Genomic DNA, 22,085 nt, shown 5'->3' with positions numbered 1-22,085 from the left:
GTCTGCTGCGGCTAATCGCTATTTATGCTTCGGCGCATTAAAATCGGTCTCTCCTACAGTGCAATCGAGTTCTGCCTTATGCGTCACCCGGACCCGCTGGCGTTAGATAACCAGCTTTGTTTCTCCCTCTATTCCACCTCGCTGGCGATGGTGCAGCTCTATAAACCATTGCTTGAGCCGCTCGGGCTGACCTATCCCCAGTATCTGGTGATGATGATTCTCTGGGAGCGGGATGGCCTGGGATTGAAGGATATCGGGGCGCGACTGGGACAGAAGTCCGGGGCGCTGACGCCGGTGATCAAGCGTCTGGAGCAGGATGGACGGGTGACCCGGGTACGCGACAGTGTCGACGAACGCGCTTTGCTGATCCGCCTGACCGAAGAGGGCAGGGCATTGCGTGAGCAGGCGCTGGGTGTAAATAATTGCCTGACAGACCAGATGCAGATTGATATGGAGGCGATGTTTGAGTTGAAGGACGAACTGGACCGGTTGCGAGAACGCCTACTTAAATTCCAAAGATAGATTGCGCAATAATAGTTATTGCTATAACTTGTTTGTGCGAGGCCCTGTGGGCCTTTTCTTTTAATTATATAGTTATTGCGATAACTAAATCTGGAGTGTGCCATGGATATCATCTATGCAGCTGAAGTAACCTCAACCGGCGGTCGTGACGGTCGTTCTGTTTCCTCTGACGACAAGCTGAATGTAGAGCTCAGTACGCCAAAAGAGCTGGGTGGTGCGGGCGGAGCGGGTACTAACCCGGAGCAGCTGTTTGCCGCGGGTTATTCTGCCTGCTTTATCGGTGCGATCCAGTTTGTCGCAGCGGCTGAGAAGGTCCGTCTTCCGGCGACACCGGTAGTGGATGCAGTGGTAGGCATTGGTGAAAATACAGGGGGCACGGGATTCAATATCGCGGTGGTGCTGAATATCGATCTTCCGCAGATAGAGCGGGCACAGGCTGAGGCACTAGTGGAAAAAGCGCACCGGGTTTGCCCCTATTCCAACGCCACCCGCGGCAATGTTGAGGTAACCCTGAAGCTGAAGTAAGCCGCTTCGCTATGCTCCGGCGCTATGAGGTAGGCTGCGGCGCTATGAGTCAAGATCCCGCAAAATTCGATGCTCTTGGTGTCAGGCTGCTCACCGGACACGCCGAAGCCAGATGTGCTGATCATGATGCGCTCTGCGCCGGGTATGAGCACGTGAGGGCCTCACTGAAGCGCTGCCAGCCTATGCTCTTTGTCTGGCCGCCGTACCTGAAATGCTTGCGGCACTTGCACGGGTGCTGTTTACGCCCATATACTGTATGAAAATACAGTATATGGGCAATGGGGATACTATGGCCATCAGGACAGTGCATCAGGTCATCAACAGAAAAGGCCTGGTTATCGGAGAGTATATGGATCTCAAGCTAGCCAAAGAGATGGATAACCGCACCGACGTGCTTTATTACGTCGCCGAGCTGATCGAAGCGCAGGGTGTGAAGGAGACTGAGGCTGAGAAGATCGCCGAGGCGCTGCTGGATGACGCTGTACGCGCTGAACTGGTGAACAGACTGAAATCGGTGAAAGACCTGCCGCCGGCGGATGCCTCTGATAAGGCGGTGACGGCGGATTAACATTGCCCGTCGCGGGACCGGGTGGTCGCGGGGCGTTGAAGGCGGATGCCGGCAGGCGTGGCTTTGCGGCAACAATAGATTGCGTTTTTTGCCCTGTCAGCCGACCGTAGGGCCGGTTAAGCTGGCCGATATCAGCAAATTCACTCCGGAGTCCGTTATGCCAATACGCCAACGTTTAATCCAGTCCGCACTGATGTCTCTGGTGCTTTGCGTGCTGATGACCTGCTGGATCACCTTTCTGAACCTGGGGATGAGCGCTGACTTCCTGGCCCGGTGGGGCAAGGCGTTCCTGCTGGCCTGGCCGGCGGCATTTGTCATCGCGTTCTCGATGGGGCCGGGGGTAATGAAACTGACCCAGCGGATTGAAAAGACGCTGGGCTGAAGCTGGGTTTACTAACGCTTTAAAGGCCGGCCAGCAGTAAAGGGGCGCCTGCGTTAGAAAAAATGCTGTCTGTCGATAAGAAAAAAGAACCAGATTTGAAACATTGGTTTAAAATAATGGGGTTGTTATTCCAATCTACAGACTTTGCACGGACAGCAAAATGACAAAAATAATACCCCTCGCTGCTGCGGTCACGGCTGCTTCGGCTCTCCTCGCCGGTTGCAGTGCTTTCAATTCTGACAATGAAAATCACAGCCATATTACCGATATAGCCCGAATCCAACCTGCCGGAGCGATCCCGCAGCGGGTCGGGCTGGATCAGGGCTGGAACGATGAAACCCGCTGGAACTTCTGGTTTACCAGTCAGGGCGCCCGGATTATCCCTTACAACTGGTTTACCTGGCTGGAACAGGCGGACAGCACCGAGTTGTTCCGTAGTACTGATCATATGGAATCCCTGCGTTACCTGCCGGTGGCGTCGGCGGCATCAAACCCTGCCGGCCTGCCGATCGGTTTTGCGCTGGATGAGGATGATAAGACCGGTGAGGCCTGGGTGGGCCTGACCTGTGCAGCCTGTCATACTAATCAGATTGATTACAACGGCACTAAGATGCTGATCGAAGGTGCGCCGACCCTGGGCAACTTCGTGCTGTTCTTCAGCCAGCTGGTTGATGCGCTGAATGCTACCAACATGGATGACGCCAAGTTCGAGCGATTTGCCCGCAATGTGCTGGGTAACGAGTACGATCCGGAGCGCGCCAGCGACCTGCGCCAGAACCTGGGCGAGATCGCCCTGGCATCCGCCGAGCGGCGCATGGTCAACGACCTGCCTGCGGGCTATGACTCTGATTTCACCAGCTACGCCCGCCTGGATGCCTTTGGCAATATCCAGAACGCCGGCAGCGCCTTTGCCCTGCATGACCTGAACAATCGCAATACACCGAATGCACCGGTGTCCTACCCGTTCCTGTGGGGGACTCACCAGTCTGATGTGGTGCAGTGGAACGCTTCGGCCCCGAATACACCGGTGGTCGGCCCGCTGGTGCGCAATATCGGTGAGGTGGTGGGGGTCTTTGGCGGCCTGAGTATCGAGGAAGCGCCGTTCTGGCAGCGTCTTTGGGGCAAGCAGACCCGCTATTCATCCAGTGTCGATATGATCGGCCTGGGCCATCTGGAGTCCTGGGTGAAAACCCTGCGCTCGCCAGCCTGGCCGCAGCAGTACCTGCCGGTGGTAGATGCGGTTAAAGCAGCCGAAGGTGCGGCACTTTACCAGCAGCAGTGCGCCTCCTGTCATCAGGTGATCCCGCGTGCCAAAGAGGGCGAGAAGTATATTGCGGTGAAGACGCCGGTGGCTGAGGTCGGTACCGATCCGGCAACGGCCTGGAATGCCGTTTACCATCAGGCTAAATCGCTGGTGCTGGAAGGGGAGAAGAGCAAGATCATCGCTGGCAGCAAGTTCGAGTCGACTACCGATGCCATCAGCATTCCGGTAAACGGGGTGATCGGCATGGTGCTTAAAGAGCCGGGTAAGGCGCTGAAAGCCGGTCTGATGCCGATGCGTGCGGGTGAGAAGGGCAACAAAACCCTGAAAAACCCGGCAGAGGATAAGAGCCTTGAACAGCACCTGAAGGATCATATCGAGGCACGGCAGCAACTGATTGCCGGAGAGGTTGCCAGCAGTGGTGCGGCGGGCAACAAGATCAATGGTCTCGACCTGACCGGACTGGTCTACAAGGCGCGTCCGCTTAACGGCATCTGGGCCACGGCACCTTTCCTGCACAACGGTTCTGTGCCGAGCCTGTGGCAGCTGCTGCAGAAACCGGAACAGCGCGTTACGGAGTTCTGGGTCGGCAGTCGTGAGCTGGACCCGGTGAATGTGGGCTTTGTGACGGCAGAGGGATTGTCTGAATTCCGTGTCACCGATGACACGGGCCGTATCCAGCCGGGTAACTCCAACCGTGGACATCGCTATGGCACCGATCTCAGCGATGCCCAGAAATGGGCGCTGGTGGAGTATATGAAGACGCTCTGATCGTGCTCGATCCGCTGTAACCGGTTAGCAGAAGCTAGTGCAAAAGAAGAACCCGGCCATCTGGCCGGGTTCTTCTTTATCGGTTGCAGGGGTCAGCCCTTCTTGTAGGGGTTCGGCAGCTTGATATTGAAGATGATCGCCAGCGCCCTTAACACAAAGGCCACCAGAAAGCCGCCGATCAGGTCATAGCTGTAGGGCAGGCCGGTGGTGCTGAGGGCGAAGTAGACCACAGATCCGGCCAGTGCCGTGGTGATATACAGCTCCTCATTCATCAATGTCAGGTTACTGCCACAGAGCACGTCACGGGCAATACCGCCGAAGGTGGCGGTCATGACTCCCATGCAGATCGCAATCAGCGGCGTTGTACCGAATTTCAGTGCGATCTCGGTACCGACCACGGCAAACAGGGCCAGGCCCACGGCATCCATCCAGATCAGTGCCCGCGTCCGTGATGCCAGTTTTGGCGCTATAAAGTAGGTGATCGCCGAGGCGCTCAGGCAGATAACGATCCATACCGGTTCGCGTATCCAGAATACCGGTACATTTCCCAGCAACACATCGCGCAGGGTGCCGCCGCCAAGCCCGGTTGCGGTGCCGATCAGCATAAAACCGAGGATATCCATTTTCTGGCGTGCCGCATCCAGTGCCCCCGAAATGGCGAATACCGCGACGGCAGACAATCCCATAATGTTCACCACAGCGGTGATATCGAATGGCATATATTTCTTTCCTAACACTCTTTTCAGAACATGATTCAGTTGCGGGGATTGTAGTAGAAACTGTTATGAAAAGGTCGGTTTTAGTGCAACAAATGGCTGGGAAAAGCCGTACGGAAGTGACAGGTCTGCTGCTATGCCTACCCGGCTACAGGCCCGGCCTGTCGTCGGGGCTTGCGGTTATCTTTTTACCCCGGATTCTGAGGACGATGCAGACCGCTCCGACAGCTTAATAGCCAATCCGCTGTGGCAGCCCGGTTGGGCTGCACTTAAGTCCGTCGACCCGGATATCAGGTGTCTGCACGTTTTGAGATAAGGTTTTCGATAACCGCGTGAAATGTTCGGGAATACTGCTTGCCGTACCTGTCCCGCAGTTCATCGATAAGCCGGTCCCTGGCTGCAATGCACTCCTTGGCGTCGGTTTCGGTGGCGAAGCAGCTGTTAACCTGGTCATAGAGAGCGCTTAGCCGGGTGCTGGTGGCGATGATCTGTTCCGCCTCGGTCGCCAGCATATCCACGTAAACCCAGGTTTGTCGGGCGCCACCGGTCACCAGATCGGAGCTCAGCAGGGTGTCGCTGAGCCAGCGAAAGCCGATGCGGGAGCGGGGGCGGCGGATCAGGGTTCCCTCCAACCCGGGATGCTGCGGCCCCGGCTTATAACTGATCGAAAGCATATCGTTTGCCTTGACCGGTCCCTCGCCAACCTCTTCTACCGACATGCCGTTTCGGTGCTTGCGGGCACTTTGCAACATCGCCTGATAGACCGCCTCGGTCTTTTTCCAGGATCGCCACTCCTCCTCGCTGAACTGGTCCCGCATGGCGTTTAACCACAGTGAGGCCGCCGCCGCTGCCTGAGGCGTGGTACTGGACGTTCCGGCGCCATTCTGACGGAAATAGGGTTGATCCGGACGGGTCGAAAGCGAATGCGTCACGTTCGGGCCGTAACCGCTGACGACATGGTTCTGCATGGCGTAGGCTGGGCCATAGCTGCCGCGCATGGACCAGTTGGCCACGTGCTCCGGGATCTGCAACAGATTCCAGTCCAGCATGCGTGTCCAGTCCGGTGAGCGGCCATAGCTGTTGCCGTCATGGGTAATACCGGCAACGCCCATCACCTGTGAGTAGCGCGCCGGGAAAACGATGGTGTTGCCGAGGATCTTCCAGCCGGTGATCGGTATCTGGAAGAAATCGCCGGTGGCGGCAAAAACAGCGACACCGCTGTTATAGGCTTTGTGAATGGCATTGCGCTGGGCGATGGAGGGCAGGCCGCCAGCGCTGATGGAGACCACATCGACTTGCTGCTGAACTGCGCAGTCGATAGCGGCAGTCATACGTTTTGGCAGCAGATGAATCACAGAGCGCTTGGCGATGCGATACGCCACCACCTTCGAAAGCGGGTCGCCACCGATGGGTTCTTTCACTATCTGGCCGGTTTCGGGGTCTCTGTAGCTCAGGTTGTCTCCGGCTAATACAGACAGCATTCGCTGGCCATGTCCGGCTTTGTCGGGTCGAGCCTTCATATAGGTGCCGAACTGGCCACAGCGCCCGCCATTACTGAAATCAATAGAATGGTATTCATCCAGGTTGCGGGGGCTGTATGCATCGCTACTGCTGTATCCGGTATCAAGATGGGCAATGGTGACGCTGGGTGTCTGGCCTTTTAACTGCTGGGCTACTTGCTTGCGGGCACGGGTGAGCTGGGTGAAGTTATCGCCTTTGTGCCACAACGGCGGGCCGCTGCTCCACACCTTGGAGGGCTGTTTGACTGAATGTCCTGTCACCGCCGGTTCTTCCTGCTCTGCCGCCTCCGATCCGCTTTGCTGTCGCTTTAGCTTAGCCAGATCGGTGTAGATGAAATCAGGTTCTACCAGTACCGGCCAGTCATCCTCCGGGCTGAGTTGTTGGGATATCGTTTCACGATAGGCATGGGCTTTATCCCAGGGATGAATGCTGAGGGCAGTCATCCTGTCTCCAGACTTTTCAACACCCTGTTCAGCGTGGCCGCTGAACAGCGCCTTGCTGGCATTCAGGTCATCGATGGTAAACCACTGGATTCTGGTCGCTACGGTGTTATCGGTAGATTTCTCAACGCGATTATCCGGCGCGGCGGCAAAGTCGTAGCCGGTTTCGATAAAGGGCGTGAAGATTTCATCCGGGCTGAACAGTTTATTGCCCGCGGAGGAGGCTTTAAGCTTTTGGCTGGCTTCTGCCGGTAATCCCAGGCTAAAGGTGGGGCGGAGCTTACCCTCGTTCTGCTCAGTTAACCTGACGGCATTATCTTCTGTGTCACCGGGGAAGCTGATCGGTTTCTCATCCGGCGTAGAAAAGAGGCTGCAGCCACTGAGGCTGATGCTGGCGCAGATCAGGCTGCTGCGAAAGACAGGGTGACTAAATAGGCGGCTGTTCATGGTTGGCAATCACTCCCTGATTGGGCTGTACGCTGCTGCATATGGCAAGGCGCGTTATAAAGGCCAAGGTTGGCGATATTCGTCCCGGTTATTAGTTGTTTTTATGACAGCTGTTTTTGTGATAACCGGGTTAAAATCTGTACAAATCTTGCCAGACTGGCTGAGTGAACGCACGGGGAAATCGACCGTGTTTTTACAACAGAGTAAATCTAAAGCCGGAATTGTGGCTGTATCCGTTCAGCCGATCCTTGCGGGCAATGCCCGGTCCGGTATCAGAAAAGGGGAGCAGCCAAGGGGAGACAGTTTGAGTGAGGAGCGGTTGGAGCCTGCGGGGACAGGCTCCGGGGTGAGGGCTTAAAGCTTAGCGTTCTACAAAAGCCCGCTCGATAACATAGTGACCAAAGTCACCCTGCCGGGCTTCGATAAAGCCCATATCATCGAGGATCTGGCAGGTATCTTTCAGCATGCTGGGGCTGCCGCAGATCATAAAACGATCCTCTTCCGGGTTCAGGGCGGGCAGGCCGAGGTCGTCGGTGAGTTTGCCGCTCTGCATCAGTTCGGTGATGCGTCCCTGGGTGTGGAACGGCTCTCTGGTGACGGTTGGATAATAGACCAGCTTGTCACTGACCAGGTCGCCGAAGTACTCGTTGTTAGGCAGGTGCTCACGGATGATCTCGGCGTAGGCCAGCTCGGACGTATAACGCACGCCGTGGGTCAGGATCACCTGATCGTACTGTTCGTAGATCTCGGGGTCTTTGATGATACTGAGAAACGGTGCCAGTCCGGTGCCGGTGCTGATCAGGTAGAGGCGCTTGCCCGGCAGCAGATGGTCATTAATCAGGGTGCCAGTGGGTTTGCGGCTGATCAGGATCTGGTCGCCCGGTTTGATCTGCTGCAGCTTTGAGGTCAGCGGGCCATCCGGCACCTTGATGCTGAAAAACTCCAGCTGATCTTCATAGTTGGCACTGGCGATACTGTAGGCACGCATCAGCTTTTTACCCTCATGCTCCAGCCCGATCATGGTGAAGTGTCCGTTCTTAAAACGAAAGCCCGGGTCGCGGCTGGTGGTAAAGCTGAACAGGGTATCATTCCAGTGGTGGACGCTGAGTACCTCTTCACTGCCGATATTTGCCATGGTGATCTCTCTGACTAAAAAATATACCTTATATTCTAAAAGGTAATAAAAAACTGAATATTTATTCCTTGGAAATGAGGTTAGTCCCGGTTAGCTTAGTGGTAAAGCTACTTATACAGATAAGCTTAATCGGAAATAGCGATTATGAAATATACCCTGAGGCAGTTGGAAGTCTTTCTGGCGGTTGCACATCACAGCAATATCACCCGGGCGGCCGAAAGCCTGGCAATGTCTCAGTCGGCTGCCAGCGGTGCCTTGCGTGATCTTGAGGCACAGTTTGATATCCGGCTGTTTGATCGGGTCGGTAAGCGTTTGCAGATTAATGAACTGGGACGATTGCTGCGCCCCAAGGCAATGGCACTGGTCGAGCAGGCGCGGCAGTTGCAGCAGGATATGACGCGGCATGATGGCGTGGGCGAGCTGCATATCGGTGCGACCCTGACCATCGGCAACTATCTGGCAGTTAACCTGATGGCCCGCTATATGGAGCGGTACCCGCAGGCAAAGCTGGATCTTCAGGTGGCTAACACTTCGGCAATTGTCTCGCGGGTGGCTAACTTTGAGCTGGATGTGGGGCTGATCGAAGGGGAGGTGCAGCATCCGGACCTTGAGATCATCCCCTGGCTGCAGGATGAACTGATGCTGTTTGCTGCGCCGGGTGATCCGCTGGCGGGGCGATGGCCGCTGAGTGACAGCGATCTGAAATCGGCCCGTTGGATCGTCCGGGAGCAGGGTTCTGGCACCCGGCAGGCATTTGACCGGGCGCTGCATGGCTTGCTGCCGGATCTGAATATCGTGCTGGAGCTGGAGCAGTCTGAGGCGATCAAGCGTGCGGTGGCGGCCGGGCTGGGAATTGGCTGTCTGTCTCATATTGCTCTGCGCGATGAGTTCCGGCGTGAGGCGCTGGTACCCCTGCGGGCCGGCGGGCGGGACTTCAGTCGCCAGCTGTATCTGATAGTAAATAAGCATAAATACCGCAGCGCCGGGATAAGCCGATGGCTTGAGCTGTGCCAGCAACTGGAGCAGGAAGACTGACGGTTAACGGTAAACCAGGCTACCAGCTCTCAGTTGCCATGTAGGGCTTCGGGACGTAAAAGCGGTGATTAGAGGTGGGTATCAGGCGGTCTGGCGGACTTCGTCCGGCTTAACGCTCTGGATACGGTTTCGCCCACTGTTCTTTGCTATATACAGGGCATGATCTGCAACGCGCACTATATCCTGCACGCGTCCTAAATCAGACTGACTACTGTGATAGAGTCCGACACTGACCGTGATGTTTATCGGGCTGCCTTCGAAATTAAAGTTGTGCTGTGCGATGGTTTTACGCAGCTTCTCGAGTATAAATAGCGCCTCACTATGTTTTACCCTGTTTAAGACCAGTACAAACTCTTCACCCCCGGCCCGGTAAAGGTGGTCGTACTCGCGTATGATCGCTGTCATGAGAGTGGCCAGCTCTTTCAATACATAATCGCCTGCCGGGTGACCAAAGGTATCATTGACCTCTTTGAACCAGTCAACATCAATGATGCTTAGCGCAAAAGGTACATGGTTTTTTTCGCTCGCTTCAATCAGACCCTCTACATCAGTTTCAAGAGTCAGTCTGTTCTTGAGCTTGGTTAATGGGTCGATCGTGGCGATTTCTTTCAGTTTTTTGTTGGCGATTTCCAGTTTGATCGTACGCAGCTCAACCATCTCTTCCAGGTTTTCCAGCGTACGTGCCTGAGCCTTCTGGGCGGATACGACAATTGCCACCATCGGCCTGAAAATAAGCAGGACTTCCAGTAACAGCGCGACCAAGGTGGCGATCCAAACAATCAGTTCCAGATCTTCGATTTTCTCTAGACGTTGTTCGCCCTCAACCTGATACTGCTTAACGACTGTATTCAGGTCCTGCAGCAGTTGTTCTGAAACGCTATCGATCCGTTTAAGGTAAGTACGCCTGGCGTCGTTATCGGTGATGCTCTGAATCTTTTGGGCAATATCCAGGTAACGGTTAACACGACCATAAAGATTCATCTCACCAAAATACATCTCACGCATTGGAATTGATAAATCGACAGTCATGCTGTCTGAGAGTATTCCCGAAGACAGCTGCCTGTTGGCTGTGCGCATATCGATGATATTTTGTTTCATCAGCGATATAGCTTCAGGCGGGAGGGGGCTTTCGGCCAGCTTTGCCTGGTGAAAGCGATGCGCATCCAATGCGACATGCTGGCTCAGCATACGTTGCCTCCCTGAAAGGTTAACAATGTAAGCCGTGGCTTCTGAATCTGATAGTGCAGACTGCAGTGTGTAATATGCGGACGTGGACAGAAGAGCGATAATCAGGATTGCAAGCAGGTAACGCCAGGTAGTGGAGTGATAAATACCTTGATCACTACTGTGTTTCAACTTCATGCCGCTTATATCCTGCAATATCTTAATTGGCGGGCATGTTAGCAGCCGCCTTTTTGAATGATATTGTTTTAAATCAGCTAAACAGGTTATTGAAAGTCTCCGCCGGTTCTGTTTTTAAAAGATCGGATGCCGTTATCCAGGTTTTTAACCTGCCTTTCTGCCTGATCTTCAGGCTATAGAGCTATGCCTGTTTATATCGTACAAACACAAAGAACCCAGCCGTTTGGCTGGGTTCTTTGTGTCTCGCCATGCCTATGAAAGGTATATGGCGTGCTATCCGGCGCTTATTCTGGCGCGGGTAACCTTTTACAGTTCGGCGTTATGATAAACGTTCTGGACATCGTCCAGGTCGTTCAGCATATCCATGAACTTCTCGAACATCGCCACGTCGTCGCCGGTCACCGGAGTCATGGTCTGTGGCAGGAACTGGATTTCGTCGACTTCGAAATCGATATCTGCGAACGCTTCCTGCAAGGCATTGCGGGTTTTGGCGTACTCGGTGTGCGGCGCAAAAACCGTCACATTGCCATCTTCGCATTCGATATCGGTGACATCGACATCGGCCATCATCAGTGCTTCCAGTACCGCTTCCTCGTCATCGCCTTTGAATACGAAGATAGCGCTGTGGTCGAACATATGCGCCACGCTGCCGGAGTTACCGATCTTGCTCTTGGTTTTGGTGAAGCAGTTGCGGACGTCACCAAAGGTACGGTTTGGGTTGTCGGTCAGGCAGTCAATGATCGCCATGCAGTTGCCCGGGCCGAAACCTTCGTAACGGGCGCGGGAAAAATCTTCACCGCCGCCGCCTTTGGCTTTGTCGATGGCTTTGTCGATGACATGGCCGGGAACCTGGTCTTTCTTGGCGCGATCGATCAGGCCGCGCAGGGCCAGGTTTCCGTCCGGTTCAACACCACCAGATTTTGCGCAGACGTAGATTTCACGGCTGTATTTACTGTACAGCTTGGCGTTAGCGTCTGACGTTTTCGCCATAGATTCTTTGCGGTTCTGGTAGGCTCTGCCCATTACGTTATCCCATCCTCAGTGAATAAGGCGGAAATTTTACAGCTAAGTAATTCCTCTGGGAACCGTGAATTAAGCCGCGATCTCGGGTCAGACGGTAAAGCGGCCGATCAGCTGCTGTTGCTGATGCGATATCTGCAGCAGCGTCCGGCTGTGTGCCGAAGCCTGCTCGGCCCCTTCCGACGTGGCACTGGACTCGGCATTGACCTGTTCCAGGGTGCGTGCCATCTCCTCCACCGCCTGGCTTTGCTGGCTGGTGGCCTCGGTGATCTGGGTGCTCATCTCCCGGATATTGCTGATCGCCTGTTTCATCTCGCCCAGGGCCTGACGTGAACTCTGGGCGGTGCTGACGCAGGTGGCGCTGTTGCCGACACTCTGCTGCATCACCGTCACCACTTCGGAGATACTCTTTTGCATATTCTCGACCATGCTCTGGATCTCAAAGGTGGAGTTCTGGGTGCGGCTGGCCAGTTCGCGGACTTCGTCGGCGACCACGGCAAAGCCGCGTCCCTGTTCTCCGGCGCGGGCGGCTTCAATCGCCGCGTTCAGGGCCAGCAGGTTGGTTTGTTCGGCAATACCGCCAATGGTCTCCAGAATGCTGCCAATCTGCTGGCTGTAATTGTTCAGCTGATCGCTCAGACTAACGGCCTGGCCGATCTCCCGCGCCTGTTGCTCGATGCTGCTCAGTGTCTGCGCAACGTGCGCGTCGGCATCGACACCGAGTTGTTCGCAATGGCGCACGGCATCCAGCGTTGTATGGGCAAACTGACTGACTTCGCGCACCATCGACTCCATCTGTTCAGAGGCGGTGGCGGTAATCGCCAGTTGTTCGCTCTGCTTGTTCATGGCGCTATGGGTCTGTTCGCTCTGTGAGGCATTGCTTTTTGCCACCTGGTCCAGCTGCTCAGAACCCTGATTGATCTCTTCCAGGATGTCGTGCAGGTTGGCGACCACATTGTTCAGGGCGCGGCCCAGTTCGCCGAATTCATCCTTACGGCTCTCATCAAAGCTGGTGCGCATATCTCCCTGGGCTACCCGTCCGAGCTTCTGCACCATAGCCGACAGGGGTTTATGGATGCTGCGTACGGTATAGATGGCGATCAGCAGTGCCAGAATAACGTTGGCGACCAGCAGCGCCAGAATCAGGTTCTGGGTGAGCTGGGAGCTGCCATCGCTGTCGACCTGAACCTGGCGCGCCTGGCTCAGGGTGGCGTCTATAAAGGATTCGGCCAGTTGACGGGCTTCGGTCTGGTACTGCAGGGTTTTAGTCAGCAGCTGGCTCTGTTGCTGGCCGCTGAGATAGGACTGCTTGATCAGGCTGACCATGCCGTTGTCGCTGTAGAGTTCGCTGACCAGGTCATCCACCAGTCGACTGATCCGGCGCGCGGCAGGGTCGACGGCGATCAGTGCTTTCAGGCTTTGCTGCAGTTGCCCCCGGCTTTCCAGCAGTGAGGCCTCCAGCTGTGGGAAGTCGAGATTCTGGCGGTAGTTGATCAGCTGGCTGCGGTGGCTGTTGGCGACCCGCATAAATGACCGGACCCGGGTGAGTCGTTCTGCATTCTGTTGCCTGCTGAGGTATTTCTGTCCCCAGGTGTTCAGGGTGTCGGTCTTGCGGCGGTAGCCGCTCTCCTTTTGACGCAGGCGTTCATCCAGCATCAGGCGGGACTGATGTAACTTCATCACCTGCTGGGCCGTTTCGGCAAAGGCGGTTTTGGTGCTCATGCTGTCGCTGAGTAGCTGCTGCTGCCGGGGTGTAAGCTGATACTGCTCTGCCAGCTGGTTAAGGCGTTCTCCAAACTGGTCGACCTGCAGGCTGAACTGCTGCTGCAGCCGCTGACGGGCCTTGGCATCATTGTCCTCAGCCATAAACCCCAGTAATGCAAGGTTGGCCTGTTGCAGGGTGATCATCTGCTTAAGGCTGCCGACGACGGTGGGCAGGGATTGTGTCGTGACCTGATCCAGCCCGGCCTTGATATGGCGGGCGCCCCAGATACCCCCGGAGCCGACCAGCAGTATGGAAAGCACCAGAAAAGCAAAACCCGCGGCGATTTTATGGGAGACCTTAAGCTGCATCTGCATACCCCTGTCTGTAAACTTCTTGTGACACTAAGCAATCCGTTTGACTGAAACAATACGAAACGCCGGGTTTTTCCCTGCTGGTACTATGGCTATTGGGGTTCTGGTGCCATCTGGGTGGGTGATGTTTTTATTGACCGTTTGTTTTGCCAGGGATGGGACAGGTCAGTGGCTATCGGTGGGAAGCCTGTTCAGGGCGTGATTGGCTAAGCAGTCCCCTTTGACTGCTTTAAACTGTTAAGGTTGCGCCCCTTATACCCGATTGCGGTGTTTCCTGCGGGATCGCCGTACCACTGTTGAGCAATAGATGAGAACCGCTATGGAAGCAGAGCAGATTGAGATTCTGGGATTTCTCAGCCAGTTTGAGCCCTTTAGCAATATGCCTGAGGAAACGCTGGAGAGTGTTGCCAGACAAATTGAAGTGTCCTACTACCGGGCGGGTTCCCAGATCTATGACTATGGCGACGAGATCCATGACCTGTGCATGATCCGCAGTGGTGCGGTCGAGGTATACCGCCGGAGCGGAAAGCTGCATGACCGGCTCAGTGAAGGTGATCTGTTCGGACAGATGGGCCTCTTGATGAAAAACCGCGTACCGCTGCCATCACGGGCGCTGGAAGATACTCTGATCTATTTTATCCCTGAAGCGGTGTTTACCGAGCTGTTTGAGGAATTTCCCTCCTTTGCCGACTTTGTCGAAGTGCAGGACCGCACCCGGCTGAGTAAGGTGGTTTCTGACAAGGAGGATATGAACGATCTCACCACGGCCAAAGTCACGACGCTGATTAACCGTGAGCCGGTGATGCTGGAAGCCACGGCGACCATCCAGCGCGCTGCCGAGATGATGACTACAGAGGGAGTCTCCTCGCTGCTGATCACCGATGCGGACAAGCCGCAGGACCGGGAAGAGGATCTGGTGATCGGTATCATTACCGACCGCGACCTGCGAACCCGGGTGCTGGCGATCGCCTTGCCGCTGGATACGCCGGTATCCGAAATTATGTCGTCGAACCTGGTCACACTGGATGACAACGCCTACGTTTTTGAGGCGATGTTAGCGATGCTGCGCTACAACCTGCATCACCTGCCGATACTGCGACATAACCGCCCGATCGGTGTTATCGCCCTGTCCGACATCGTGCGATACGAGTCCCAGAGCAGCCTGTACATGGTGAGCGGGATCTTCCGCGCACAGAATGTCGAAGAGCTCTCCGCCATGTCCGAGGAGGTGAAGTCCTGTTTCCAGCGCATGGTGCAGGAGGATGCCAACTCCCATATGATCGGCAGCGCGATGGCGGTGATCGGCCGCAGCTTTAAGCAGCGCCTGTGTGAACTGGCAGAGGAGCAGTTCGGTGAGCCGCCGGTGCCCTATTGCTTCCTGGCGCTGGGATCGATGGCACGGGACGAGCAGCTGATCGTGACCGATCAGGACAATGCGCTGATTCTGGACGATCAGTTCCGCCCAGAGCTGCACGACGAGTACTTCGTCAAACTTTCCGCTTTTGTCTCCGACGGCCTGGCGCAGTGTGGCTACAGCTACTGTAAGGGCGAGATTATGGCTACCAACCCGACCTGGCGTAAGACCCGCAGTGAATGGGAGCGCTGTTTCGCCGACTGGATCGACAATCCGGATGCCGAAGCGCTGCTGAATTGCTCGATCTTCTTCGATCTTGATGGCGTCTGGGGCGAAACCAGCTGGGCCGAGCAGCTCTATCGCTTTATCGTGTTGCGTGCCCGGGGCAATAAGCGCTTCCTGGCATGTCTCGCCCGTAACGCCCTCAACCGCACGCCGCCTCTGGGCTTCTTCAAGAATTTCGTGATGGAGCAGGATGGCCGCCACAACAACTCCATCAACCTGAAACGGCGGGGCACCGCTCCGCTGGCGGATGTGATCCGTGTCCATGCGCTGGCTGCCGGGTCGACCGCGCAAAACTCCTTTGAGCGCCTGAATGATGTGATTGAGGCGGATATCCTGCCTCATGGCCGGGGACCGGACCTGCGCGATGCGCTGGAGTTTATCTCGCTGGTACGCATCCGCCACCAGGCGCTGGATCTGGAGGAGGGGCGGGAGCCGGACAACAATATTGAGCCGGAGAATATGTCCGAGTTTGAACGCCGGAACCTGAAAGACGCTTTCCAGATCCTCAGTAACGCCCAGAAACTGCTGAAATTCCGCTACTAAGCACAGGGAGTCAAAAGATGTTCAGAGCCTTACTGAACCGTCGTAAAGACCGTCTGGCACTGGCAGGCGACCGGGATGACTGGCCCCGGGAATTTGCCCGGCTGGAGCAGGATGCGGTGGATTTCAGGCTGCGAAACTTCTACGAAGCGGGGGTGGTCGATGCCGATACGCCGCTGAAGGATGTGCCGTTTGTCGCCATGGATTTTGAAACCACCGGACTGAACCCGGCCCGGGACGATATTGTCAGCGTGGGGCTGGTGCCGTTCAGTCTCGACCGGATTCGTTGCCGGGAGTCGCGCCACTGGATCGTTAATCCACGTCAGCCGCTGGCTGAGCAGTCGGTAGTAATACACGGCATTACGCACTCAGATGTCAGCAATGCGCCGGACCTGATGCGTATTCTGGAACTGCTGCTGGAGTCGCTGGCCGGTAAGGTGGTGGTGGTGCATTACCGCCGTATCGAGCGGGAATTTCTCAATACTGCCATGCAGGCCCGGCTGGCAGAGGGGATCAGCTTTCCGGTGGTGGATACCATGGATCTGGAAGCCCGGCTGCATCGCACCGGCCGCTCTGGCTTTGTCGCCCGCTTAAAAGGCGATAAGCCGGTTTCGATCCGCCTGGCGGACAGCCGCACCCGCTATGGGCTGCCGTACTATCAGCCCCATCACGCCCTCACCGACGCGCTGGCAACTGCAGAGTTACTGCAGGCACAGATTGCCAACCGCTTCACTCCCGAAACCCCGATCAGCGAGATCTGGCGCTGACCGGGGCGGCCTGAAACCGGCTCGAAATCAATTCAACCCGGGCCATTGGTGGCGAGAGCAATGGCCTGAAGTTTGATACGGCTCAAAGTTCATCGTTACAGATTGTTAACACAGTTTTACAGGTTGTTTATACCCGTTGACAGTAAAGGGTACTAAAGTATAGTGGACGTGTGATTACCTTAAATTGGTAATACCAATTTACCAATAAAAGAGGCATCACAGGGACTCTGTAGCAGAGGCTGAATTTCAGCCTGACGGCTTCAGGTTTTATCCCCATACAAGAAAAAGAACAGTCAAATGCCGCAGTTAACTTTCAAGCAACGCCTGATACTGGTGGTGGTCATCACACTGGTGGGTATTCTCTCCTTAGGCGCCGTGGCGATCTCCAGCCTGGTGCAGCTTAATCACTCCGCCGAGCGGGTAGACCAGCTCAACGTCACCGTCGAAACCCTGTCTTCACTGCAACTGGCAATACTGAAGCAGGAAAGTAAGCTCAGCCGGCTTAAGCCTTCAGAACAGCAGGTGTTCCATCAGGCGCTTGATGAACTGGCGCGCAGTTACAGCGACAAGCTGGACAGGGTGATCGCCTATTCAGACGAAGAGCGCAGCTACCTCGAAGATATCAAACGTCAGTTCCATAGCCTGCAGGCAGCGCTGGGAGAGCAGCTGAAGCAGCGCGAAGCTCTGGGCCTGAATGAAGAGATGGGGCTGTTGAAAGTGCTGAACGCCAGAGCCGGCGAACTGAATGAGAAAATAGCTGGCTTCAGTAGCTTCCTGCGACCGTTGATTGAAGCGCGGCAGCAGGAAAAGGCCTTTCTGCTTACCCCGACGGCAAGCCAGCGTGAAGCGCTGATGGCCAAGTCCGATCGGGTCGCAGCAGTGGTTAAAGAGGCTGACTTTTACGATGCCTTCGGCGATGCCATAGAAGCCTGGCAGGCGGTGTTACGTCAGGTTGCTGAGACAGCGACCCGGGTCCAGGCCGGCGAGTTGGATCTGCTGGAGCAGGAGTATCAGTTTGAGGAACTGTCGACGCAGGCGACTGATTTTATCCGCCAGCAACTGGCAACCGCACGGGCGGAATCTGAATCCGATACGCTGCTGGCAAAGTGGACGCTGGTCGCGGTCTCGGTGGGGATGGCGCTGGGTGTTTCATTGATCCTGGCGCTGACCGGTATTGGTGCAGTCCGCAGCCTTGAGCGCATATCCCGCCAGATGTCTCAGGTGGCCTCCGGCAATCTGAGTGACCGGATCGCTGTCGGTAACAGTAAGGATGAATTCAGTGAGCTGGCTTCAACCACCAACGATATGACCGGCGAACTGCACCAGCTGATCGGCCAGGTGGTCGAAAGCCAGCAGGTGCTGCAGACTCAGTCCGGTGAGCTGGTGGCCTCGGTACAGACGATTGCCGATAACAATGCCCGGGTGTCCGATCAGTCAAATACTCTGGCGAGCGCTACGGAGCAGATCAGCGCCACGGCCGCCGATATCGCCGGCAACGTGGAAAGTATGCAACGTGATGCAGAAAGCGCTTACAGTGCAGCCCTGAGCGGCCGGGAGACGATATTGTCGGCGATGTCCAGCCTGACCAGCACCGCAGCGGTGGTAGAGCAGGCGACCGATCAGTTGGGTATGCTGCAGCAACACTCGCAGGAGATCGATAAGGTGATCGAGATGATCAATGACCTGGCCGATCAGACTAATCTGCTGGCGCTCAACGCTGCGATCGAAGCGGCCCGTGCCGGTGAGGCCGGACGCGGCTTCTCAGTGGTGGCGGATGAGGTTCGCACCCTGGCTGAGCGCACCGTCTCGGCGACGGCGGATATCACCCAGACCGTCCGGGCGATGCAGAAACAGACCCTGTCGGTGATCGACGTTATGGATGCCAGCAAGCAGAGCATCGATCAGGTGAAACAGCAGGGCGGTGAAGCCCAGCAGGCGGTACAGCAGATCGAAGACCAGACCAGCCGGGCTTCCGATACCAGCACCATGATCGTTACCGCCGTGGCTGAGGTGGCAGATACCACCCGTCAGATGGCGATCAGCATGGACGAGATTGCCAGTGGCGTCGAGCGTAACAGTGATGCCAGCCAGCTGATTGTCGAAGCCAGTGACAGCCTGCGCCTGCGTGCCGAGGCACTGGGTGAGATGAGTGCCCGCTTCCGACTGTCCTGATAATTCGGTTATCAGCTCAGCGCTATTACCAGCCCCGCCCGGAGATATCCGGGCGGGGTTTTTCGTTTTAGCTGGGGTATTATAGGCCGCGCCGGCAGCGCTTCTGTCTGCCGGCGGCCTGATCGAACTGCTGCCGGAACCTCCTATGGCTATTGCCCCTAAACCCTCCTATGTTGTTATTCCCGCCGACACGGCTGTCACCCTGACCGTGGTTGATTTCCTGATTGCACGCTTTGGCGCTATACCCGAAGCCGTGTGGCGCCAGCGGGTCAGTGATGGCAAGGTGCACTGGCGGGACGGCTCCAGGGTAACGGCGGCGTGCTGCTGCCGGCCGCAGCAGCGGGTTTGTTATTACCGTGAAGTAGAAACGGAACCGGACATCCCGTTTCAGGAGCAGATCCTGTTCGAGGATGAACATATTCTGGTGGCCGACAAACCCCACTTCCTGCCGGTGACACCCGGCGGCAACTATGTGCGCCAGTGTCTGCTGTACCGGCTGAAGGAGCGCACCGGTATTGATGCACTGCAGCCGATCCACCGGATTGACCGCGATACCGCCGGCGTGGTGGTATTCAGTAAGGTAGAAGCCGAGCGTGGGCAGTACCAGCGCATGTTTATCGATGGTGATGTGATGAAGAGGTACTTCGCTATTGCTGAAGTCCCGTCGGATGTCACTGAAGGGCGGCAGTGGCGGGTGGAAAACCGTATGGTGAAAGCGCAACAGAACTTTCGCATGCGTGTCACCGAAGGGGAGGTAAACGCCCGTTCGACCGTCGCCTGTGTTGCCACTGAAGCAGGCCTTGGCCTGTTTGACCTGAGTCCGTTGAGTGGCAAAACCCATCAGTTGCGGGTGCATATGAGTTGTTTGAATCTGGCGCTGCTTCATGACCGTTACTACCCGGACCTGCTGCCTAAGGCAGAACTGGATTTCGAGCACCCGATGCAGCTTCTCTCGCGCCATATCAGTTTTACCGATCCGGTTACCGGCGAATCCCGCCACTTCGATACGACCCGGGTACTGGCCGCAGGCTTTGCACAGCGACAGCGTGAGATTATCGCCTCAGAGACCGCCTGACAGATGGGAGCCGGGCGGCTGAAACTGCGACGGGAGCTGGCAAATTATCCGGTAAACACCTATTTTTAAACGAAAACAGGGAGATCAGACGATGAGCAGCATAGATCATACTGATATGAAGGAAACCCGTTTCGAGCAGGTCGACCTTAAGGCCAGTCAGTTCAATGCAGTCAGCCTCCGGCAAGCGGTCATCAGCCATTCCGACCTGAGCGGTCTGAGTATTACGGAGTGTGACCTGAGCGGCATGACCATCGACGGAATTGAGGTCGAGGAGCTGCTGAAGTTTTATACCCGTTACGCCGCAAAGTAGTACTTTTTTCGTAGCATGGATATCAAATGTCCGTTTGAAACAAGACTGATTTGTCTGCGTTGCTTGATGTAAATCAAAGGTTTGTATCGATGTTAAAGCCGGCCATTTTTTAATCAGTGTTTGATGCTATGGTCTTGGCTTAAGTGGTAGTCGAGACATGAAAACATGAAACGGAATTTGCCTGTTACACAACAAGAACAAGTCTATGCAGACAACAGCAACATCCTCTCCCGTACCGACCTGAAAGGTCGTATCACCTACGTCAACGAAGACTTTGAAAAAATCAGCGGTTTTGATAGCGAAGAACTGATTGGTCAGAGTCACAATATCGTCCGCCACCCGGATATGCCACCGGCAGCCTTTGCCGACCTCTGGCAGACCGTTCAATCAGGTGAATCCTGGATGGGAGTGGTTAAAAACCGTTGCAAGAATGGCGATCACTACTGGGTTGACGCATTTGTCACGCCGGTATCCCGCGGTGGTGAAGTGAAGGAGTTTCAGTCGGTGCGCAGCAAGCCGACGCCGGAAGTGGTGGCACGGGCTGAGGCGCTCTACGACCGCCTGGCGGATGGTAAGACTCCCCGCAGCCTGAACAAGCGCAGCTGGCCATTGCTGTGGAAAATCTCCGCTTTGTCGACACTGCTACCGTTGCTGGCCGCCGCGATCTTTCTGCTGACCGAGAGCCCACTTATCCAGGGATGTTTGTTGCTGTTACTGACCGTTCTGGCGGCTGCCGTCGGCTGGAAACTGCTGGAGCCGCTGGATAAGGTGGTCAAGCAATCCAGAAAGATATCGGACTCCCGCCTGGCGCGTTACGTCTATACCGGTCGCCACGATGAGGCGGGGCAGCTGCAGCTGGCGCTAAAGATGGCAAGTTCGGAGACTGCGGCACTGATCGGCAGTGTCGCAGATACATCGAAGGTGCTGGATGGCAATGTCGCCAGTATGAGTTCCTCGGTAGAACATTCACGCAACGGGGCCGAGCAGCAGTTTGCCGAGACCGACACTGTGGCTTCTGCGGTCAACGAGATGAGCAGCAGCATCCAGGATGTGGCCGCCAATGCACTGCAGGCTTCGGATGCGGCAGGTGACGGCCGCGAGCAGGTAGAGCAGGGTAAGCGCGAGGTTGATCTCAGTGTCGATGAGATCGGCTATCTGAAAACCGAACTGGACGCCGCCGGTAAGGTGATCGCAGCAGTCGAAGAAAACAGTAACAGCATCGCGACTATCGTCGATGTTATTCAGGATATCGCAGAGCAGACCAATCTGCTGGCGCTGAACGCGGCGATCGAGGCCGCCCGTGCCGGTGACAGTGGGCGGGGGTTTGCGGTAGTGGCGGATGAAGTGCGCACACTGGCGACCCGGACCCGCAACTCCACCGAAGAGATCAACGAGATGATCAGTCGCCTGCAGAAAGCCTCGGCCAAAGCTGTCGCCGCGATGGAAGCGGGGACAGAGCGGGCCGACAAGTGCCTGGCCCAGGGCACCCAGGCGGTGGATTCGCTTAACCGAATCAATCAGGCGATCCAGATTATCAGTGATATGAATACCCAGATTGCGGCCGCCGTAGAGCAGCAGAGCACCGTGGCCGAGGAGATCAACCGCAGTGTGGTCTCGATACGTACCATGTCCGAAGACTCACTGGAAGATGTTGAAAGCAGTGCCCGTGCCAGCATGGAAATGGGGGTTATGTCTTCCAGCCTGCGCGAACTCTCCGGGCACTTCTGGGAAGCTAATATCAACCGGCACTGAACCTCTTCAGCAAACTCCGTCAGGAGTCCCTTCAAAGCCGGCCTTGTGC

The 22,085-nt window shown here is 56.0% G+C and carries 18 protein-coding genes; 12 read left to right on the top strand and 6 right to left on the bottom strand.

From position 1 onward, the window contains the following. Positions 1 to 24 precede the first annotated feature (24 nt). From Q354_RS0111625 to Q354_RS0111605, 5 genes are all read left to right on the top strand, one after another. Complete coding sequence (locus tag Q354_RS0111625) at positions 25 to 522, top strand: MarR family winged helix-turn-helix transcriptional regulator (protein WP_281174724.1); 498 nt, start codon at positions 25 to 27, stop codon at positions 520 to 522. Between the two features lie 102 nt (positions 523 to 624). Continuing rightward, positions 625 to 1,047: an organic hydroperoxide resistance protein gene (locus Q354_RS0111620; protein WP_027857745.1), complete on the top strand. Its 423-nt coding sequence runs from the start codon at positions 625 to 627 to the stop codon at positions 1,045 to 1,047. Positions 1,048 to 1,396: 349 nt separating this feature from the next. Further along, a complete protein-coding gene (locus Q354_RS28240) occupies positions 1,397 to 1,615 on the top strand; it encodes a hypothetical protein (protein ID WP_156948302.1) in 219 nt (72 codons plus the stop codon). Between the two features lie 157 nt (positions 1,616 to 1,772). Beyond that, positions 1,773 to 1,997, top strand: a complete 225-nt coding sequence (locus Q354_RS0111610) for a DUF2798 domain-containing protein (RefSeq protein WP_036229606.1) — start codon at positions 1,773 to 1,775, stop codon at positions 1,995 to 1,997. Positions 1,998 to 2,157: 160 nt separating this feature from the next. Next, positions 2,158 to 4,029 carry a di-heme-cytochrome C peroxidase gene (locus Q354_RS0111605; RefSeq protein ID WP_027857742.1) on the top strand — a complete coding sequence of 624 codons (1,872 nt, stop codon included), beginning with the start codon at positions 2,158 to 2,160 and terminating at the stop codon, positions 4,027 to 4,029. A 92-nt stretch (positions 4,030 to 4,121) separates the two neighbouring features. On the opposite strand, the gene Q354_RS0111600 is transcribed toward Q354_RS0111605, so the two are convergent. The 3 genes from Q354_RS0111600 to Q354_RS0111585 all read right to left on the bottom strand — a co-directional run bounded on the left by Q354_RS0111600 (position 4,122) and on the right by Q354_RS0111585 (position 8,288). Then, complete coding sequence (locus Q354_RS0111600) at positions 4,122 to 4,748, bottom strand: trimeric intracellular cation channel family protein (RefSeq protein ID WP_027857741.1); 627 nt, start codon at positions 4,746 to 4,748, stop codon at positions 4,122 to 4,124. Between the two features lie 287 nt (positions 4,749 to 5,035). Beyond that, positions 5,036 to 7,153, bottom strand: coding sequence for a S8/S53 family peptidase (locus Q354_RS0111595; RefSeq protein ID WP_027857740.1), 2,118 nt, complete (start codon positions 7,151 to 7,153; stop codon positions 5,036 to 5,038). A 361-nt stretch (positions 7,154 to 7,514) separates the two neighbouring features. After that, complete coding sequence (locus Q354_RS0111585) at positions 7,515 to 8,288, bottom strand: ferredoxin--NADP reductase (RefSeq protein WP_027857738.1); 774 nt, start codon at positions 8,286 to 8,288, stop codon at positions 7,515 to 7,517. A 144-nt stretch (positions 8,289 to 8,432) separates the two neighbouring features. On the opposite strand from Q354_RS0111585, the gene Q354_RS0111580 reads away from it, so the two are divergent. Next, on the top strand, positions 8,433 to 9,323 hold the full coding sequence (locus Q354_RS0111580; RefSeq protein WP_027857737.1) for a LysR family transcriptional regulator: 891 nt from the start codon (positions 8,433 to 8,435) through the stop codon (positions 9,321 to 9,323). An 81-nt stretch (positions 9,324 to 9,404) separates the two neighbouring features. Here the strand turns inward: Q354_RS0111580 and Q354_RS27400 are convergent, their stop codons facing one another. The 3 genes from Q354_RS27400 to Q354_RS0111565 form a co-directional block, all read right to left on the bottom strand. After that, positions 9,405 to 10,703 carry a diguanylate cyclase gene (locus tag Q354_RS27400; protein ID WP_169828882.1) on the bottom strand — a complete coding sequence of 433 codons (1,299 nt, stop codon included), beginning with the start codon at positions 10,701 to 10,703 and terminating at the stop codon, positions 9,405 to 9,407. 288 nt (positions 10,704 to 10,991) lie between these two features. Beyond that, on the bottom strand, positions 10,992 to 11,708 hold the full coding sequence (locus Q354_RS0111570) for a YebC/PmpR family DNA-binding transcriptional regulator (protein ID WP_027857736.1): 717 nt from the start codon (positions 11,706 to 11,708) through the stop codon (positions 10,992 to 10,994). Positions 11,709 to 11,795: 87 nt separating this feature from the next. Further along, on the bottom strand, positions 11,796 to 13,778 hold the full coding sequence (locus Q354_RS0111565; RefSeq protein WP_169828881.1) for a HAMP domain-containing methyl-accepting chemotaxis protein: 1,983 nt from the start codon (positions 13,776 to 13,778) through the stop codon (positions 11,796 to 11,798). A 310-nt stretch (positions 13,779 to 14,088) separates the two neighbouring features. Between Q354_RS0111565 and Q354_RS0111560 the strand changes: the two genes are divergently transcribed. The 6 genes from Q354_RS0111560 to Q354_RS0111535 all read left to right on the top strand — a co-directional run bounded on the left by Q354_RS0111560 (position 14,089) and on the right by Q354_RS0111535 (position 22,036). Continuing rightward, positions 14,089 to 15,963, top strand: a complete 1,875-nt coding sequence (locus tag Q354_RS0111560) for a DUF294 nucleotidyltransferase-like domain-containing protein (protein WP_322786146.1) — start codon at positions 14,089 to 14,091, stop codon at positions 15,961 to 15,963. A gap of 17 nt (positions 15,964 to 15,980) precedes the next feature. Next, a complete protein-coding gene (locus Q354_RS0111555; protein ID WP_027857733.1) occupies positions 15,981 to 16,727 on the top strand; it encodes a 3'-5' exonuclease in 747 nt (248 codons plus the stop codon). Positions 16,728 to 17,024: 297 nt separating this feature from the next. Continuing rightward, the gene (locus Q354_RS0111550; RefSeq protein WP_027857732.1) at positions 17,025 to 18,899 is read left to right on the top strand and encodes a methyl-accepting chemotaxis protein; all 1,875 of its coding nucleotides are present in this window, start codon (positions 17,025 to 17,027) and stop codon (positions 18,897 to 18,899) included. A gap of 145 nt (positions 18,900 to 19,044) precedes the next feature. After that, the gene (locus Q354_RS25545) at positions 19,045 to 19,974 is read left to right on the top strand and encodes a pseudouridine synthase (RefSeq protein WP_051560079.1); all 930 of its coding nucleotides are present in this window, start codon (positions 19,045 to 19,047) and stop codon (positions 19,972 to 19,974) included. Positions 19,975 to 20,065: 91 nt separating this feature from the next. Next, entirely contained in the window at positions 20,066 to 20,284 is a 219-nt protein-coding gene (locus Q354_RS0111540; protein WP_027857731.1) for a pentapeptide repeat-containing protein, read from the top strand. A gap of 165 nt (positions 20,285 to 20,449) precedes the next feature. Further along, complete coding sequence (locus tag Q354_RS0111535; protein ID WP_027857730.1) at positions 20,450 to 22,036, top strand: methyl-accepting chemotaxis protein; 1,587 nt, start codon at positions 20,450 to 20,452, stop codon at positions 22,034 to 22,036. The last annotated feature ends 49 nt before the right edge of the window (positions 22,037 to 22,085 follow it).

The organism is Marinobacterium jannaschii DSM 6295 (assembly GCF_000620085.1).
In the GTDB taxonomy this organism is placed as follows: Bacteria; Pseudomonadota; Gammaproteobacteria; order Pseudomonadales; family Balneatricaceae; genus Pontibacterium; species Pontibacterium jannaschii.
This window is presented reverse-complemented; position numbering and strand designations above follow the sequence as displayed.

Bases quoted from the DNA above. Each gene is read 5' to 3' on its own strand.
- Q354_RS28240 (WP_156948302.1), top strand. From the start codon at position 1,397: ATGGATCTCAAGCTAGCCAAAGAGATGGATAACCGCACCGACGTGCTT.
- Q354_RS0111535 (WP_027857730.1), top strand. From the start codon at position 20,450: ATGAAACGGAATTTGCCTGTTACACAACAAGAACAAGTCTATGCAGAC.
- Q354_RS0111580 (WP_027857737.1), top strand. From the start codon at position 8,433: ATGAAATATACCCTGAGGCAGTTGGAAGTCTTTCTGGCGGTTGCACAT.
- Q354_RS25545 (WP_051560079.1), top strand. From the start codon at position 19,045: ATGGCTATTGCCCCTAAACCCTCCTATGTTGTTATTCCCGCCGACACG.
- Q354_RS0111625 (WP_281174724.1), top strand. From the start codon at position 25: ATGCTTCGGCGCATTAAAATCGGTCTCTCCTACAGTGCAATCGAGTTC.
- Q354_RS0111550 (WP_027857732.1), top strand. From the start codon at position 17,025: ATGCCGCAGTTAACTTTCAAGCAACGCCTGATACTGGTGGTGGTCATC.
- Q354_RS0111585 (WP_027857738.1), bottom strand. From the start codon at position 8,288: ATGGCAAATATCGGCAGTGAAGAGGTACTCAGCGTCCACCACTGGAAT.
- Q354_RS0111610 (WP_036229606.1), top strand. From the start codon at position 1,773: ATGCCAATACGCCAACGTTTAATCCAGTCCGCACTGATGTCTCTGGTG.
- Q354_RS0111595 (WP_027857740.1), bottom strand. From the start codon at position 7,153: ATGAACAGCCGCCTATTTAGTCACCCTGTCTTTCGCAGCAGCCTGATC.
- Q354_RS0111540 (WP_027857731.1), top strand. From the start codon at position 20,066: ATGAGCAGCATAGATCATACTGATATGAAGGAAACCCGTTTCGAGCAG.
- Q354_RS0111560 (WP_322786146.1), top strand. From the start codon at position 14,089: ATGAGAACCGCTATGGAAGCAGAGCAGATTGAGATTCTGGGATTTCTC.
- Q354_RS0111620 (WP_027857745.1), top strand. From the start codon at position 625: ATGGATATCATCTATGCAGCTGAAGTAACCTCAACCGGCGGTCGTGAC.
- Q354_RS0111605 (WP_027857742.1), top strand. From the start codon at position 2,158: ATGACAAAAATAATACCCCTCGCTGCTGCGGTCACGGCTGCTTCGGCT.
- Q354_RS0111600 (WP_027857741.1), bottom strand. From the start codon at position 4,748: ATGCCATTCGATATCACCGCTGTGGTGAACATTATGGGATTGTCTGCC.
- Q354_RS0111555 (WP_027857733.1), top strand. From the start codon at position 15,981: ATGTTCAGAGCCTTACTGAACCGTCGTAAAGACCGTCTGGCACTGGCA.
- Q354_RS0111565 (WP_169828881.1), bottom strand. From the start codon at position 13,778: ATGCAGCTTAAGGTCTCCCATAAAATCGCCGCGGGTTTTGCTTTTCTG.
- Q354_RS0111570 (WP_027857736.1), bottom strand. From the start codon at position 11,708: ATGGGCAGAGCCTACCAGAACCGCAAAGAATCTATGGCGAAAACGTCA.